This is a genomic window from Paractinoplanes pyxinae, from assembly GCF_026626335.1.
Classification (GTDB): Bacteria; Actinomycetota; Actinomycetes; order Mycobacteriales; family Micromonosporaceae; genus Actinoplanes; species Actinoplanes pyxinae.
In genome coordinates, this window is sequence record NZ_JAPNTZ010000007.1 from 205868 (window position 1) to 220785 (window position 14918).

Here is a 14918-nt window from a genome sequence, read left to right on the forward strand (position 1 = left end):
CCTTTTATCCGTAGCGCGGGGCGTTGCGGGAGCGCTCCACGCCCGGGCCGCGCCGGTCGCGGGCCTTCCAGCAACCGGTGTGCCAGTGCCGCCGGTCGGTCTCGTCGCCCCGGCCGTCGATCGGCCACGCCACCACGTGCGCCACGCCGGGCCGGATCTCTTGCATGCAGCCGGGACACCGGTACGTCTTCGCGGCGGCCCCGCCGAAGATCGACCGCACCATCCACTCGCCGTCCTGCCACTGCTGCACACCCTCGATGCCCTTGCGGACCCGTTCGTCGGTCAGCGCCCGGGGCGGCTCGGCGCCGGGGCGGCGGCGAGAGTGGTTACGGCGGGGACTCACATTTACCAGCGTACGGGTAACGCCGATCACGCTCGGCTCGTGACTCGCGGGTAACAAGCGAATTACACTCGCGTTCATGACCGCTACCCGAGTGCCCGGCCAGCCGGTCGTCGAAGACGGCGTACTGATCTCCACGAACCCCGCCTCGGGGGCGGAGGCCGGCCGGGTGCCGGTCGCCGACGTCGAGGCCGTGAACGAGACCGTCCGCCGCGCCGCCGAGGCCGCACTCTGGTGGCAGGCCCTGGGCTACGACGGCCGCCGCGAGCGGCTGCTGCGCTGGCGCTCGCTGATCGTCCGCCGGATCGACGAGCTGGCCCAGCTGACCAGCCTCGAGACCGGCAAACCGGCCGCCGACGCGATCGTCGAGGGCACCGCCGCCGTCGAGCATCTCGACTGGGCCGCCCACAACGCCAGACGGGTGCTCGGGCCGCGCAAGGTGCGCACCCGCCTGCTGACCGCCGAGCACTCCGGCCACCTGGAATACCAGCCGTACGGTGTGGTGGGCGTCATCGGCCCCTGGAACTACCCGATCCTCACCCCGGTCGGCCCGATCAGCGGCGCGCTGGCGGCCGGCAACGCGGTGGTCTTCAAGCCCAGCGAGTACACCCCGATCGTCGGCCAGTGGCTGGTCGACACGTTCGCCGAGGTGGTGCCCGAGCAGCCGGTGCTGCAGGCGGTGCACGGGCTGGGCGACACCGGGGCCGCGCTGTGCCGCTCGGGCGTGGGCAAGATGGCGTTCACCGGCTCCACCGCCACCGCCAAGAAGGTGCTGGCCGCCTGCGCCGAAAACCTGGTTCCGGCCGTGATCGAGGCCGGCGGCAAGGACGCGCTGATCGTCGACGCCGACGCCGACATCCCGGCCGCGGCCGAGGCGGCGGTGTGGGGCTCCATGACCAACGCCGGCCAGACGTGCATCGGCATCGAGCGGGTCTACGCGGTCGCGCCGGTCTACGACGCGTTCGTGAGCGCCGTCGTCGAAAAGGCAGGCCAATTGCGTACGGGTGAAGAGATCGGCCCCATCACGATGCCCCGCCAGATCGACATCATCCGCGACCACATCGACGACGCCCTGGCCAAGGGCGGCCGGGCCGTGCTGGGCGGCTCCGACGCCGTGCAGCCGCCGTACGTCTCCCCCACCGTCCTGGTCGACGTGCCGGCCGACTCCCGCGAGATCAGCGACGAGACGTTCGGGCCGACGCTCACCATCACCAAGGTGGCCGACGCCGACGAGGCCGTCGAAAAGGCCAACAGCACCGCGTACGGGCTGGGCGGGGCGGTCTTCGGCCGGAAGAACGCGCTGCGCATCGCCCGCAAGCTGCGCTCCGGCATGGTCGCCGTCAACTCGACGCTCACCTTCGTGGGCATGGGCAACCTGCCGTTCGGCGGCGTCGGCGAGTCCGGCTTCGGCCGCATCCACGGCGAGGACGGGCTGCGCGAGTTCGCCCGGGCCAAGTCGATCACCGTACGCCGGGGACCTTCGGTTCTGCCCGCGATGACCTTCGAGCGCACACCCGCGCAGGTGGCCACCATCGTCAAGGCACTGCGGATTCTTTACGGGCGCAAGTAACTGCTACCGTCCGTGAAGTGGTGGATCATCCCGCTGTCGAGGTCGACGGCCTGCATGTCGGCTATGGCTCCACACCCGTACTGGTGGGTGTCTCGCTGACCGTCCCGCGCGGCCAGGGCGTCTGCGTGGTCGGCGAGAACGGCATCGGCAAGTCGACGCTGCTGCGCTGCGTGAGCGGCCTGCAGCAGCCCGACGAGGGCACCATCCACGTCTTCGGCGGCGACCCCGGCGCCACCCCCGAGTTCTGGCGGGCCGTGGTGACCACGGTCGAGCCGCCCACCTGGTATCCCGGCCTGACCGCGCGCGAGCACGCCGAACTGGTGTGCCGCGCCCACGGCCAGGATCCCGACCAAGCCGGCGTCGACGAGGCGCTGGAACGCTTCGGGCTGGCCAACCACGCCGACGCCATCCCACCCTCGCTCTCATCCGGTCAGAAACAGCGCCTGGTGCTGGCCATCGCCCTGCTGCGCCCGAGTTCCCTGCTCATCCTCGACGAGCCCGAGCAACGCCTCGACCGCGAGGGCCGGGCCGACGTGGCCGGCCTGCTCGCCGACTACGTCGAGGGCGGCGGCTCCCTGCTGATGGCCAGCCACGACGACTCGTTCGCCCAGGCCTCCGGCGCCGCCATCACCACCATGGAATCGCTCAGCGCGGTCACGCCATGACCGTCGTCCCCCTGGCCCCCGTCCGCCGGTGGATCAGCCGCACCCAGTCCGCCCACCGCGAGCGCGGCGCGACTCTCGGCAGCCTCTACGTGGGCGTCCTGACCATCGCGATCATCGGCGGCATGTTCCACCGCCAGGTGGGCGAGATCTTCTGGCCACCCACCCCCGACGCTTCGGCCCTGGCCGCCGCATCCCTGGTCGCGGTCATCTACGGCCTGCTCTACCTAGCGCTCCGCCGGTTCGGCCCGCTGGCCCTGAGCCGCCCCGCCGCGTCCTGGCTGCTGCCGGCCCCGGTCAGCCGTCGCCGCCTGCTCCTGCCGTCCCTGCGCATCACCGCCATCGTGGCCACGGTGATCGGCGCCGTGGCCGCCCTGGCCATCGCCGGCCACGCGGCCCCCCGCTCCGAGGCCGGCGACGAGGTAGCCCTGCTGGTGACCGGCGGCGCCTTGATCGGCCTGGCCCTGCTGCTGATCGCGACAGCCGCCCAGGCCGGCGGCCGCTGGGGCCTGGTGCTGGACCGGGTGGTGGGCGTGGTGTTCGCGGCCGGACTGGCCGGCCTGGTGGTGTCCACGACGCTCGACGAGCCCGCATCGGTCGACCGCTGGCCCACAGTCGCCGTTCTGGGCCCCGCCGTCGGCGTGGCCGCGGTGGTGGTGCTGGCCGTACTCGCCCTGGTGATCCGCTCGTTGGCCGCGACCCCGAGCGACCGCATCCTCGATGCCTCCCGCACCGCCGGCACCCTCTTCGACACCGCCTTCGGCATCGAGCCTTCGTTCCTGACCGACATGATCGAACGCCGCTACTGGGCCCGGCGGCGGCTGCGCTCGACCCGCCTGTTCCCCCGCCTGCCGGTGCTGGTGGCCCAGGACGTGCTGCTCACCCTGCGCCGCCGCAGCCGCCTGCTGTGGCTGCTGTTAGGCGCCTCCCTGCCGGTCCTGCTCGGGTCCGCCCCGGGCTGGGTGCTGGGAGCGGCCGTGCTGGTCGGCCTGCTGATCGCCGGCATGACCGCCACCGGCAACGTCAAAACCGACGCCGGCAACCCGGTGCTGCTGCGCCTGCTCGGACTCTCCTCCCGCCAAGCCGTCCTGCAGCGCCTGTGGGTGCCGGGCGTGCTGGCCTCGCTGTGGGCCGCCTTCGCCCTGACCCTGCTCGACGTCGTCGGCGACCTGTCCGCCGGCCCGTGGTGGGCGCTCGGCCTGGTCCTGGGCCCGGTCGGCGCAGCCGCCGCCGTCCACCGAGCCCGAGTCGGCTTCGTCCGCAACGAACTGCTGCCGCTCGACACGCCGATGGGCACGTTGTCGACCGGCCCGCTGGTCAACGCCGTCATGGGCCCCGACATGCTGCTGCTGGGCATCCCGGCCTGGATAGCCATCGCCCAGGGCCACCTCGACTGGTCCACGGTCCTGATCCAAGCCGTGATCGGCGGAGCCGGCGCCCGCTTCTACCTGTCCGGCACAACCGGCGACGACCGCACCGAGCTCTCGCATTAGTCGCGTGCCGAATCTCGAACGGTTTTGCGCGGCCTCCGTGTCACCGACGGAACGATTTCGCCTACCGGAGGTGATTCATCCGCCGGCCGCTCCAGTTCAGCGACAGCCTTGATGATCGCTGGACGATCTTCGGGCTTGACGTCCTTGAGGGCTTCCACAAGGTTCTTGTTGCGGCTTCCCGCCCGGATCTTCTCGCGCCAGACCTTAAAGCCCAAGCCCATGGCGGTCATCAGTGCCGTACTTACGGTTCCGCTCAGCACGAGCCAGATCGCAGGGTCCTCAATCCCCACAGCGCCGCTCCTCGACTCGGTTGGTCGAGAAGTGCGCAGGGCTCAGCTCGACCAGTTCATGACTGGTGAAGCTGAGATCCCGCACCGACTGCGCAAGAACTCAGGTACTACACGGTCTGCCTCAAGACCGTTTCCAACGCTTGTAGTCTCGGCTCTCAACTTGCGCGGTGCTCCCACAACACCCCAGGAGTCCGGCAGTCGGCACGACCTCCCTGGACCGACTCATGTGGCTCTGACAAGCCCCATGGACGACCCACACCGGAATTTATGCGTAGAAATCTATAGCTCCGGCGGCGCACACGCAGGTTACCTGACCGCTGCGGCCGACGGCCAGACTCATAACGGCACGTCAGCCGACCCAGGGACGATAAAGCGAACCGACCCGAAGACACTGCTGGCCAGACTTCTGACCGAGCTCCTTAGGCTGCGCCCGTTCGCTTGATCGCAAGGCGACCCTCGCGCTTCCCGCCAGAAGCGGAATCGGATGATCAGGTTGCTGCGCCGGACAGAGATATCAACGTGGCCGCGAACATGCCACTGAGCGGAGTCAAGCCGATGCCGCTGATTTCAAAGATTGACTCAAGACCCGAGCCTCAGAACAGCGTGAGCTCGTCCCGCTCCATGCCGCGCAGCTTGTCGTAATCCACGACCACACAGCGGATGCCTCGGTCGGTGGCCAGCACGCGGGCCTGCGGCTTGATCTCCTGAGCGGCGAAAACACCCTGCACCGGCGCCAGCAGCGGGTCGCGGTTCATCAGTTCGAGGTAGCGGGTCAGCTGCTCCACTCCGTCGATCTCGCCTCGGCGCTTCACCTCGATGGCTACCGACTTGCCCGTGGCGTCCTTGCACAGCAGGTCGACCGGGCCGATGGCCGTCATGAACTCGCGGCGGACCAGGGTCCAGCCCTCGCCGAACGTTTCCGGGTGCGCGGCCAGCAGCTCTTGCAGGTGGGCCTCGACCCCGTCCTTCACCAGGCCCGGGTCGACACCCAACTCGTACGAGGTGTCCTGGAAGATCTCTTCGAGGGTGATCCGGAGCTCTTCGCCCGCCTTGTTCACCACTTTCCAGACGCCCGGTGCCTCCTGCAGTTTGCAGGGCGGGCTCATCCAGTTCAGCGGCTTGTAGGCACGGTCGTCGGCGTGGATGGAGACCGAGCCGTCGGCCTTCACCATCACCAGGCGCACGGCCGTGGGCAGGTGGGCGGACAACCGTCCGACGTAGTCGACGGAGCATTTCGCGATGACCAGACGCACCGGACGACAGTACCTGCACCGGCGCTGAGCGAGACAAGCGGCGGTTTGTCATTCTGGAGTTGTGCTCGAAGCGCTCACCGGCACCGGCCTGGCCGCATCCGCCGGGCTCAATGCCTACATCCCCCTGATCACCATGGGCGTGCTCGCCCGCTACACCGACACGATCGACCTGCCGACCGGCTGGAGCTGGCTGTCCAACGGTTGGACCCTGCTCATCCTGGCCCTGCTGCTGGCCATCGAGGTGGTGGCGGACAAGGTGCCGGTGGTCGACCACGTGAACGACGTCGTGCAGACCGTGGTGCGGCCGACCGCGGGCGGTCTGGCCTTCGGCGCCGGTTCTTCCTCCGAGACGGTGACGGTCAGCGACCCCGGCTCGTTCTTCGGCTCGCATCAGTGGGTGCCGATCGCGGCCGGCGTGGTGATCGCGCTCGTCGTGCACGGCGTCAAGGCGGCGTCGCGGCCCGTGGTGAACACCACAACGGCCGGTTTCGGGGCGCCGGTGGCGAGCACGGCGGAGGACATCGGCAGTGTTGTGATGTCCGTTCTGGCCATTCTGCTGCCGATATTGGTCCTGGTCGGACTGGTGGCGATGGTGTTCGCGGCCGTCTGGGTGGTGCGCCGCCGACGGCGCCGGAAGGCAGTGTCCGCTTCCGGCGAGCGTCAGCTGTTTGGTTGACTCTTCCGGTGCCCGCCCTCGCCGTTCCCGCCTTCGCCCTGACGTGGTGGGCCGCCTGCTACCTGGCCGGCCGCGATCCGGTTCGGCCGGCGGCGCTGCGGGCGGCGGCTGCGCTTCTGGCGTACGCGGTGGGGGTGGCACTGTGGACCGTCGACGCTGACGGCACGGCGGCGCAGGTGCTGTTCTGCGTGCCCGCCCTGCTGTGGGCGGGCACGGCGGTGGCTCTGCTGCCGTCGTCGGTGCCCGAGCGGCGGCAGATCGACCTGGGCTGGATGATCCTCGGCGGCCCGTTTGTGGTGATGGCGGCGCTGCTGCCGGCGGCCGGCCGGCTGGTAGTGGTGGCCCCGCTGCTGGGCGGGCTGATTCTGTTGTGGCGGTTCCGCGATCAGGTGCGGCCGCCGATGCTCACTTCCGCCCTGGCCGTCGCGGCCACCCTGTACGCCCTGGCCTTGGCCGCCCTGCTGCTGCCGGTCGACCTGGGCTGGTCCGGCCTGGTGGTCGCGGCGATGGGGCTCGACCTGCTGATTCTCGGGTTCCTGGTCGCCGTGTCGGAGACGGTGGACGCCGGTGAGCGGCTGCGGCCCGACCTGATCCGGTCGGCCACCGCGGCCGTGATGGCCACCGTGCTGGTGGGCGGGCCGGTGGCGGTCACCCTGCTGGCGATCGACGACGAGCCGGTGCTGACGTTCCTGCAGTTCGCCCTGCTGGCCGTGGTGATGACCGTGACCGGGCTGGGCGGGCCGGTGCGCCGCGGGCTCGACCTGCTGGCCTTCCACTCCGACGATCGGCTGCGCCGCCACCGGTCTTCCCTGTTGCAGCTGGCCGAGGCGCTGCCCCGGCATCAGTCGCGCCGCCGGTTGCCGGCCACGGCCGAGCAGGATTTTCTGCGGTACGCGCGGCAGGCCCTGGACAATTTCGGCAACCTGGGCCGTCTGATGCGCAGCCCGCTCACCGACCTGCCCGCCGTCGACCGGCGGCTGACCGGGCGGGCGCTCGACCAGCCGCTCGAACGGGCGACCGAGCTGCGGGCGGTGCTGCGTGAGGGCGTCACCAGCCTGCGCCCGGCCGGCGAGTTCGAGACCGGTGACGAGTGGCGGCACTACAACGCGCTGCACGTCTGCTCGGTGCTCGGTCTCAACCCGTACGCCCGAACCCGGACCGACGGCCTGGAGCGCGAGACCCGGCAGGCGGTCGAGTGGATCCGGCAGTACGTGCCGCGCGGCACCCTGCGGCGCTGGCACAACGAGGCGGCCGATCTGGTGGCGGCCCGCCTGTGGCAAGAGATGACCACGCCGGACGCCCGTGGGGTGGCTCGGCCACGGGGTAACCGGACCGCGCCGACACGCAGCACATAATCTCCTCATCCGTACGCAAATCGGTAAAATCCCCCATCATGCGCTACGGGGGAACGGGTGCCTAGCCACCGCAATGAGCTGGTCGCGGCCGTCCGGCGAGAGTTGGCCGAGGCGCGCGGAGCGGCCCGGGCGGTGCTGGCCGAGGCGGAGTCGGCCCGCGGCGAGGCTCAGAACCGCCGTCGGCTGGTCCGGGAGGCGTACGCGACCTGCCTCAACCAGCTCGCCGAGGCCCGCGACGCCGCCCGCCGGGACATCCAGCGCCGCTTTCAGTTCGAGTCGTCGCGGCTGGCCGGGAACGTGCGGCACCTGGCCGCGCTGAGTGCGAGCGGTGCGGCCGGGCTGCCCTGGCGCATGTGGTCGCCGACCGAGCCCGAGCCCGGCGCCCGTCCCGGCCTGCTCCGCATCGGCACGCTGACCGTGGACGACACCGCGGCCCTGCCCGCGCTGATCCCGTTCCTGGACGCGGCCCACCTCAACCTCGCCGGGCCGGCCGACGAGACGGACGCGGTGATCACCGGGCTGCTGCTGCGCGCGCTCGGCACCACCCGCCCGGGCGACGTGCAGCTCACCATCTACGACCCCGAGTACCTGGGCGGCACGCTGGCCTCGTTCGCCCCGCTCGGCGTCTCGTTCGTCGGGCCGGGCAGCCTGGGCACGACGCTGGACGAGCTGGTCGAGCACATCTGCCGGGTCAACGAGACGGTGCTGGCCGGCGAGCACCAGTCGCTGGCCGATCTGACCGCGGCCACCACCGGTCCGCGGGCCGAGCCGTGGCGGGTGATCGTGCTGCTGGCCGACTCGGCCACCGTCGGCGAGCTGACCAACGGGCAACGGGCCCAGCTCGACCGGATCGTGCGCACCGGCGTCGCTTGCGGGGTCCATCTCGTCGTACGCGGTCTGGAACTGACCGAACACCCCAGCGTGCGCCGCCTGACCGTGCGCGACCAGACCGCCACCTGCGATCTCACCGGCGACCTGGAGATCCGCCTCGACCCGCCACCCCCGGCCGAGCGGGTGACCTCGTTCTGCCGGGCCGCCGCCGAACGCCTGCGGGCCGGACCGCCACCGGCCCGGCTGGCCGATCTCGAGCCGCGCGAGTTCTGGGCCGAGTCGTCGGCGCACGGGCTGGTGGCGCCGATCGGCGACAGCACCGACGGCACGCTCATCGAGGTGCCGCTGGGCGACGACCCGCCGCACGCGCTGATCGGCGGGCCGTCCGGATCGGGCAAGACCAACCTGATCTACGCCTGGCTGGCCGGGTTGGCCACCCGCTACGGGCCCGAGGAACTGGCCCTCTACCTGCTCGACTTCAAGGAAGGCGTGTCGTTCGCGCGGTTCGTGCCCGGCCCGCGCGACCCGGGCTGGCTGCCCCAGGTGCGCCTGGCCGGCATCAACGTCAACGGCGACCGCGAGTTCGGCCTGGCCATGCTGCGGCACCTGAGCGAGGAGCTGCGGACCCGGGCCCAGGCGGCCAAGCGGGTGGACGCGTCCAAACTGGCCGAGCTGCGGGCCGAGGACCCCAACGGGCACTGGCCGCGGATCGTCGCGGTGATCGACGAGTTCCAGGTGCTGCTCTCGGGCCGGGACGCCGTGGCCGACGAGGCGGTCACCCTGCTCGAGGATCTGGCCCGCCGCGGCCGCTCGCAGGGAATCCACCTGATCCTGGCCTCGCAGGACGTCTCCGGCATCGAGGCGCTCTGGGGCCGCTCCGGCCTGATCGGACAGTTCACGCTGCGCATCGCCCTGCCCAAGGCCCGCCGCATCCTGGCCGACGACAATCTGGCCGCCGCCGTGATCCCTCGCTTCCACGCGGTGGTCAACACCCAGTCCGGTACGTCGGGAGCCAACCAGATCGTGCGGCTGCCCGACGCCGGGGACCGGCTGGTCTGGCGCAGCCTGCAACGCCGCCTGTGGCGCGACCGCCCGGACGGCTGCGAGGAGCCCCGCCTGTTCGACGGCGACGCCGTGCCGTTGCTGCCCGAGTCGTGCCGCCCGTCCGGCCCGGTGCCCAGCGCCGAGTCGCCGGTCGGCTCGTCGCCGGGCGCGGTGCTGGGCGAGCGGATCGACGTGGCCGCCCGGCCGGCTCGGCTGCGGCTGGGCCGCATGCCTGGGCGCAACCTGGCCGTGCTCGGCACCCGCACCGACGAGGCTTGCGACGTACTCGCGGCGGCTGCGTTGTCGCTGGCCGCGCAGGGTCCGGCGCACTTCAGCATCGTCTGCCTGGACCAGGACGCGTCCCGGCCGGCCGCGCGGCTGATGGCCGAGCTGCCGTCGGCCGACTGGTGCGACGGGCCGCCCGAGCTCACCGAGAGCGCTGTCCCGCACTACGTGATCGGCTACGCCTTGGACGCCACCGCCGACGTCTCGCTCCGGCAACTGCTGGCCGACGGGCCCGAGCGCCGTACGCACGTACTGGGCTGGTGGCGGTCGGTGAACCGCTTGCGCGACTCCCTGGGCGGCGTGGGCGCCCGCCTCGACCCGATCGGCGCCTGGGTGGCGCTCGACGTGCAGGGGGCCGACCTGGCCCCGCTCTATCCCCAGCCCGGCGGGCCGGCCTGGTATCCGCGCACCCGGCGGGCGCTGTTCTTCGACCGCTCGGTGCACCGAACCCCGGAAGTCATCGTCCCGTACGAGGTGAACAGTGACCACACGTGACCGCCAGCCGATCGGCCGCGACTACCAGCTGATGGTCAGCGCCCTGGCCGAGGCCACCCGCCGCCGCGACGCCGCCCTCGGCAACGCCGAACAGTCGTACCAGGAAAGCTCGGCCCAGGCCGGCGGCGAACTGGCCCGAGCCGAGGGCGACGCCCTGTCGGCCGACCAGTGGGCCGGCGCCGCCGCCGCGCAGGTGCTCGACGTGGACCGCGAAGCCGCCCACCTGTGGGACCAGCTACGCCGAGCGCGGGGCTTGCGCGTACGAACCCTGGGCGACCTCCCCGAGCCGGTCCCCGTGGACCTGCTGCCCCGCGCGGCCCTGACCAGCGCACCCGAGTCCCTGGACCGGCCACCCACCCGCCAATCCCCCCGGGCCCTGCTCGACAAGGCGGCCGAACGCATCGACCAGACGATCCGCCCGGCCGGCCGCCGATCCCTGCCCCGCTGGTCGCTGCCGCTGCTGCCTTTGCTGGGCGCGGTGGTGGCCGCACTGGCCGGCCTGGTCGGTTCGGGCCTGGTCTCGTTCGGCAGCACCGGCGTCCCGGGCGGCTCGGTGATCCGCCTCGCGGGCTGGCTCGCCTTCCTGGTGGCGCCTTCGGCCGGAGTCCCCGTGGCCGCGTTCTTCGCCCACCGCCGCCTGCAGGCCCGCGTCGACATCGGCGGCATCGGCCTGACCCTGCTCGGCGGCATGATCGCCGCCACATTGATGTCGCTGGCCTTCGCCTCAACCCGCTGAAAGCGAGACCTCGGCTCCCACGGTTTGAAGCTGCGCATCACGTCCTCGTACGGGTCACGCCCGATCGGAGCGGTGCAGCGGTTGTCGATCTGCGCGACCACGCCGGTGAGCCGGTCCAGGGAAGCCTTGCCCGTTGTCGGCCGCGGTGGTGAAGTGATAGCGCACGCGGAAGTTCCCTGACGTGTCGCGGCTCGGGAAGCAGAGGCCCGCCGAGTTCGGCTTGCGGAACCGCTCGTACACCTTGTCCTGGCAGGACTTGTCCAAGCTGGTGGCGCCCAGCGGGTTGTTGCGCACGCACCCACGAGAGCATCGGCGACCCCGGAGTCCGGGTTCACGGTGACGTTGCTGGGTACGCGTTGAACAGAGCGGCCACGGTGCCGGTGTGGCTCGCCGCCACGTCGACTCGGCCGGTCTCGAGGTCGACCCAGATGGAACCTTTTGCTCTTGGCCGCGTCGGCCGGGGGGAAGCGCCCCGGTCGTTGCCGAATCCGAGCAGGTCGATCCGCTTGGCTGCGATGTACATGTTGATCCGCAGACAGCCCCAACCGGGACGAGGCTTGATCGCCGTGGCGGCCCGGCTCCGGGTCCGGCAGTAACTGCCGTCGTTGAACTCGATCGGAACCTCGCAGACGTTCTCCAGCACGTGCCGGGGCTCGGACCGGCCCTTGTTCCCGTTCGCGTCGACCACGTCGACCGCGACGAATCGGGCCAGGTCGGCCGGCCGGGTGCGATACGTCGCGCCCGCCGCTCCGGCGATGGGGGTGCGATTGGTGGCGTCGAGCGCGGTACAGCGAAGCCAAGCGTAGGACCGCAGCGGCGCACTGAAGTTCCCTTCGACCTTCCAGATGGAGGCGACGCGCAGGGCACCTACCGTCCGAAGGGTCAGCGTGACCGGACCGGGCGGCGCCGACGTGGTCGGTATCGGGGTGGGCGCTGGTCCCGAGCCCGGTGCCGCCGTGATACTCAGCTGACCGTCGCCATCGTTCGACGCGTACACCGGCTCGTCGACCGGGTCGATGACGTGGCTGGCTCCCGCACCACCGCCACCCGGACTGCCGCCGCCGCTGTCACCTCCGCCGCCACCGCCTCCGATCGGGCTGGACGGGTCGCCGCCTCGGCCACGTCCCGCCTCGACGCCACCGCCCTTGACGGATGATCCGCCGCCACCACCGGCCACCATGCTCCGCGGGTGCCACGCCCGGTCCGGGCGCCCGCGAAGGTGCTGGTGCCGCCGCCGATGCTTTTGCCCGCTTTCAATTCGCCGCAATTGAGTGCACCGCAGCCGTCCCGGTTGCCGCCTCGGCCACCGACCAGAACCGCGAGCACCTGACCCGGGGTCACCGTCACCGTGGCGGTGACGTCGGCGCCGTCGCCGGCTCGAGCCGTCCCGGTGCCGCCCTGAGCGCCTGTGGCCGGATGCTGACGGAGGTCACGCCGTCCGCCTGTGCGCACCGTCCGGATGGTTGACCACCTACGGGTGCGTAGCTGGAGGCCGGAGTGAGAGCCAAGCCGAGGAGGCGGCGGGCGTCCTGGGTGCGTAGGAGGCGGGACAGGTGCGACGGGTACCAGCGGGTGCCGCCGGCCGGGGTTTGGACTCCGTCGGCGTTGAGGTGGGCGCATATCTCGGTCAGGCGGGCGCCGGCGGCTCGGGCCGTCACCACTCGTACGAGGACGTCGTCGGGGCAGCGGCGCGGGCGGCCCAGGCGCACGCCCTGGCGTCGCAGCGCGGCCAGGGCCTCGATCGTGCGCTCCGCGATCAGGCGGCGGCGCAGCTCCTCGGGCGTCACGACCGGGGCGGGGCGCTGGCGGATCATCGGGCGTTCCGCAGGAAGGTGAGCAGCTGGCGCAGGATGCCGGCCGCGTGCCGGCGCACCTCGGCTCGGGGGTGGAACAGCGTGACGGCGAGGGTCAGCCCGACGTAGAGGACGAAGGCGCCGAGTGCGACGGCGGCGACCCAGCCCAGTGCCGGGCCCATTTTCTCTAGTAGCAGGAACACGACGGCCACCTTTCGAGTGCCATAGCGAAGCAGCCCCCACAGCCCAGCGCGATACAAAACCAGGGGAATTGCCTTCAGCTACGGCACCCGGTTGCCGCCGGGTGTCGTGTCTTGGTTCGAAGGTAGACCCGGCTCGCCGCTTTCCGGTAAAGGGTCGCCCGCGCGGGACGGCGGAATGCGGGCCCGCCCCTTACGGTCATGGCATGGAGCCGGCTATCCGCGTGCGTGGGCTGCGGAAGACCTATGCGGGGAGCCCCGCCGTCGACGGGGTGGATCTCGAGGTGGGGCGGGGTGAGGTGTTCGCTCTGCTCGGGCCGAACGGGGCGGGCAAGACGACCACTGTGGAGATCCTCGAGGGGTTCCGGAAGCGGGACTCGGGCGAGGTCAGCGTGCTCGGGGCCGACCCCGCCACGCACCCGCCGCGGGATCGGGTGGGCATCGTCCTGCAGGGGACCGGGGAGTTCGACGAGTTGACCGTGGGTGAGGTCGTCCGGCATTTCGCCCGCTACTACTCGCGGCCGGACGACCCGGTGGCCGTGATCGAGCGGGTCGGGCTGAAGGACAAGGCCAAGGCCCGTACGCACACGCTCTCCGGTGGACAGAAGCGGCGCCTGGACGTGGCGCTCGGGATCGTGGGACGGCCTGAGCTGCTGTTCCTCGACGAGCCCACGACCGGCTTCGACCCTGAGGCGCGCCGGGAGTTCTGGCAGCTCATCCGCGACCTGCAGACCGGCGGCACCACGATCGTGCTGACCACCCACTATCTGGAAGAGGCCGAGGCGCTGGCCGACCGGGTGGGGGTGATCGCGCGGGGCCGTCTCATCGCTGTCGACACTCCGGCCCAACTGGGTGATCGCGAGTCGGCCCGTGCCACGGTCTCCTGGCGTACGCGGGAAGGGGTCTTGGAAAGCGAGCGGACTGCCACACCGACGCAGTTCGTGAGCGAGCTGGCCCGGCAGTTCGACGGCGAGGTGCCGGCGTTGACCGTGACCCGCCCGACCCTGGAGGACGTCTACCTCGAGATGATCGGAGTCGCGCCGTGATCAGCCTCGGCTACCACCAGGGGCTCCTGGAGGCCAAGCAGTTCCTGCGCAGCCGGGAGCAGGTCGTGTTCACGCTCGCCTTCCCGGCCATCCTGATCACCGTCTTCGGGTCGATCTTCAAGGGGGACATCGGCGCGGGGGTCGGCTTCACGCAGTACTTCGTCACCGGCATGATCGGGACGGGTCTGATGACGGCCGGTTTCCAGTCGCTGGCCATCCAGATCCCGGCCGAGCGTGACCGCGGCGTGCTCAAGCGTTTCCTCGGCACCCCGATGCCCCGGTGGGTCTACTTCGCGGGCAAGGTGATCATGGTCGGCTTCATCGCCGTGCTCGAGACGGTGATCCTGCTCACCGTGGCCACCCTGTTCTTCGGGCTCGAGCTGCCCAGCACCGGCGACAAGTGGCTGACCTTCCTGTGGGTGTCGGTGCTCGGCATCACCGCCTGCACGCTGTGCGGGGTGGCCTTCTCGTCGGTCGCCCGCACCGGCCGCAGCGCGCCCGCCGTGGTCACCCCGGTCGCGCTGGTGCTTCAGTTCATCTCCGGCGTGTTCTTCGTCTTCACCAGCCTGCCCGGCTGGATGCAGACCGTGGCCGGGTTCTTCCCGCTCAAGTGGCTGTGCCAGGGTCTACGCTCGGTGTTCCTGCCGGAGTCGTTCGGCGCGCAGGAGCCCGGCGGCTCGTTCGACCTGCCCCGGGTGGCGATCGTGCTGGGCGTGTGGTGCGTGGTCGCGCTGCTCCTCTGTCTGACGACGTTCAAGTGGACGACCAAACGCGACGGCTGAGTCTGACAGGCTTGACCGAGGGCACCGGCGGGTAAACCGGGCTGATTCGTCACAACAAAGGAGTTGG

The 14918-nt window shown here is 71.2% G+C and carries 16 protein-coding genes; 9 read left to right on the forward strand and 7 right to left on the reverse strand.

All coding sequences use genetic code 11. From position 1 onward, the window contains the following. Window positions 1-4: 4 nt before the first annotated feature. Window positions 5-343: an Rv1322 family protein gene (locus tag OWR29_RS20895; RefSeq protein ID WP_438872630.1), complete on the reverse strand. Its 339-nt coding sequence runs from the start codon at window positions 341-343 to the stop codon at window positions 5-7. A gap of 76 nt (window positions 344-419) precedes the next feature. On the opposite strand from OWR29_RS20895, the gene OWR29_RS20900 reads away from it, so the two are divergent. From OWR29_RS20900 to OWR29_RS20910, 3 genes are read left to right on the forward strand one after another with little or no spacing between them, the layout of a single operon-like run. Next, window positions 420-1910, forward strand: coding sequence for an aldehyde dehydrogenase family protein (locus OWR29_RS20900; protein ID WP_267564682.1), 1491 nt, complete (start codon window positions 420-422; stop codon window positions 1908-1910). 17 nt (window positions 1911-1927) lie between these two features. Beyond that, window positions 1928-2575: an ABC transporter ATP-binding protein gene (locus tag OWR29_RS20905; protein ID WP_267564684.1), complete on the forward strand. Its 648-nt coding sequence runs from the start codon at window positions 1928-1930 to the stop codon at window positions 2573-2575. After that, window positions 2572-4065, forward strand: coding sequence for a DUF6297 family protein (locus OWR29_RS20910; protein ID WP_267564686.1), 1494 nt, complete (start codon window positions 2572-2574; stop codon window positions 4063-4065). The genes OWR29_RS20905 and OWR29_RS20910 overlap by 4 nt, the downstream gene beginning before the upstream one ends. Here OWR29_RS20910 and OWR29_RS20915 read toward each other — a convergent pair. Together OWR29_RS20915 and nucS are read right to left on the reverse strand one after the other, a co-directional pair. Continuing rightward, complete coding sequence (locus OWR29_RS20915; RefSeq protein ID WP_267564687.1) at window positions 4062-4355, reverse strand: hypothetical protein; 294 nt, start codon at window positions 4353-4355, stop codon at window positions 4062-4064. The genes OWR29_RS20910 and OWR29_RS20915 overlap by 4 nt on opposite strands. 593 nt (window positions 4356-4948) lie before the next feature. Beyond that, the gene (nucS, locus tag OWR29_RS20920; RefSeq protein ID WP_267564689.1) at window positions 4949-5608 is read right to left on the reverse strand and encodes an endonuclease NucS; all 660 of its coding nucleotides are present in this window, start codon (window positions 5606-5608) and stop codon (window positions 4949-4951) included. 61 nt (window positions 5609-5669) lie between these two features. Here nucS and OWR29_RS20925 point away from each other — a divergent pair, with 61 nt between their 5' ends. From OWR29_RS20925 to OWR29_RS20940, 4 genes are read left to right on the forward strand one after another with little or no spacing between them, the layout of a single operon-like run. Next, a complete protein-coding gene (locus tag OWR29_RS20925; protein WP_267564691.1) occupies window positions 5670-6284 on the forward strand; it encodes a DUF4126 domain-containing protein in 615 nt (204 codons plus the stop codon). Between the two features lie 8 nt (window positions 6285-6292). Further along, window positions 6293-7639 (forward strand): hypothetical protein, encoded by a 1347-nt coding sequence (locus OWR29_RS20930; protein WP_267564692.1) that lies wholly within the window; start codon window positions 6293-6295, stop codon window positions 7637-7639. 57 nt (window positions 7640-7696) lie between these two features. Continuing rightward, window positions 7697-10294, forward strand: a complete 2598-nt coding sequence (locus OWR29_RS20935; RefSeq protein ID WP_267564693.1) for an FtsK/SpoIIIE domain-containing protein — start codon at window positions 7697-7699, stop codon at window positions 10292-10294. Further along, window positions 10281-11030: a hypothetical protein gene (locus OWR29_RS20940; protein ID WP_267564694.1), complete on the forward strand. Its 750-nt coding sequence runs from the start codon at window positions 10281-10283 to the stop codon at window positions 11028-11030. The genes OWR29_RS20935 and OWR29_RS20940 overlap by 14 nt, the downstream gene beginning before the upstream one ends. A 54-nt stretch (window positions 11031-11084) precedes the next feature. Here OWR29_RS20940 and OWR29_RS20945 read toward each other — a convergent pair whose 3' ends face one another. From OWR29_RS20945 to OWR29_RS20960, 4 genes are all read right to left on the reverse strand, one after another. Beyond that, window positions 11085-11324: a hypothetical protein gene (locus tag OWR29_RS20945; RefSeq protein WP_267564695.1), complete on the reverse strand. Its 240-nt coding sequence runs from the start codon at window positions 11322-11324 to the stop codon at window positions 11085-11087. Window positions 11325-11361: 37 nt separating this feature from the next. Then, window positions 11362-12210 (reverse strand): hypothetical protein, encoded by an 849-nt coding sequence (locus OWR29_RS20950; RefSeq protein WP_267564696.1) that lies wholly within the window; start codon window positions 12208-12210, stop codon window positions 11362-11364. Between the two features lie 163 nt (window positions 12211-12373). Next, window positions 12374-12844 (reverse strand): hypothetical protein, encoded by a 471-nt coding sequence (locus OWR29_RS20955; RefSeq protein WP_267564698.1) that lies wholly within the window; start codon window positions 12842-12844, stop codon window positions 12374-12376. Beyond that, the gene (locus OWR29_RS20960) at window positions 12841-13026 is read right to left on the reverse strand and encodes a hypothetical protein (protein WP_267564700.1); all 186 of its coding nucleotides are present in this window, start codon (window positions 13024-13026) and stop codon (window positions 12841-12843) included. Before OWR29_RS20960 ends, OWR29_RS20955 begins: the two co-directional genes overlap by 4 nt. 203 nt (window positions 13027-13229) lie before the next feature. Between OWR29_RS20960 and OWR29_RS20965 the strand changes: the two genes are divergently transcribed. Together OWR29_RS20965 and OWR29_RS20970 are read left to right on the forward strand one after the other, a co-directional pair. Next, on the forward strand, window positions 13230-14069 hold the full coding sequence (locus OWR29_RS20965; RefSeq protein WP_267564701.1) for an ABC transporter ATP-binding protein: 840 nt from the start codon (window positions 13230-13232) through the stop codon (window positions 14067-14069). Then, window positions 14069-14851, forward strand: coding sequence for an ABC transporter permease (locus tag OWR29_RS20970; RefSeq protein WP_267565101.1), 783 nt, complete (start codon window positions 14069-14071; stop codon window positions 14849-14851). The genes OWR29_RS20965 and OWR29_RS20970 overlap by 1 nt, the downstream gene beginning before the upstream one ends. Window positions 14852-14918 lie beyond the last annotated feature (67 nt).

What these genes read in the sequence shown, in the direction of transcription:
- OWR29_RS20900 (WP_267564682.1), top strand. Translation starts at nt 420, where the DNA reads ATGACCGCTACCCGAGTGCCCGGCCAGCCGGTCGTCGAAGACGGCGTA.
- OWR29_RS20910 (WP_267564686.1), top strand. Translation starts at nt 2,572, where the DNA reads ATGACCGTCGTCCCCCTGGCCCCCGTCCGCCGGTGGATCAGCCGCACC.
- OWR29_RS20950 (WP_267564696.1), bottom strand. Translation starts at nt 12,210, where the DNA reads ATGGTGGCCGGTGGTGGCGGCGGATCATCCGTCAAGGGCGGTGGCGTC.
- OWR29_RS20955 (WP_267564698.1), bottom strand. Translation starts at nt 12,844, where the DNA reads ATGATCCGCCAGCGCCCCGCCCCGGTCGTGACGCCCGAGGAGCTGCGC.
- OWR29_RS20965 (WP_267564701.1), top strand. Translation starts at nt 13,230, where the DNA reads ATGGAGCCGGCTATCCGCGTGCGTGGGCTGCGGAAGACCTATGCGGGG.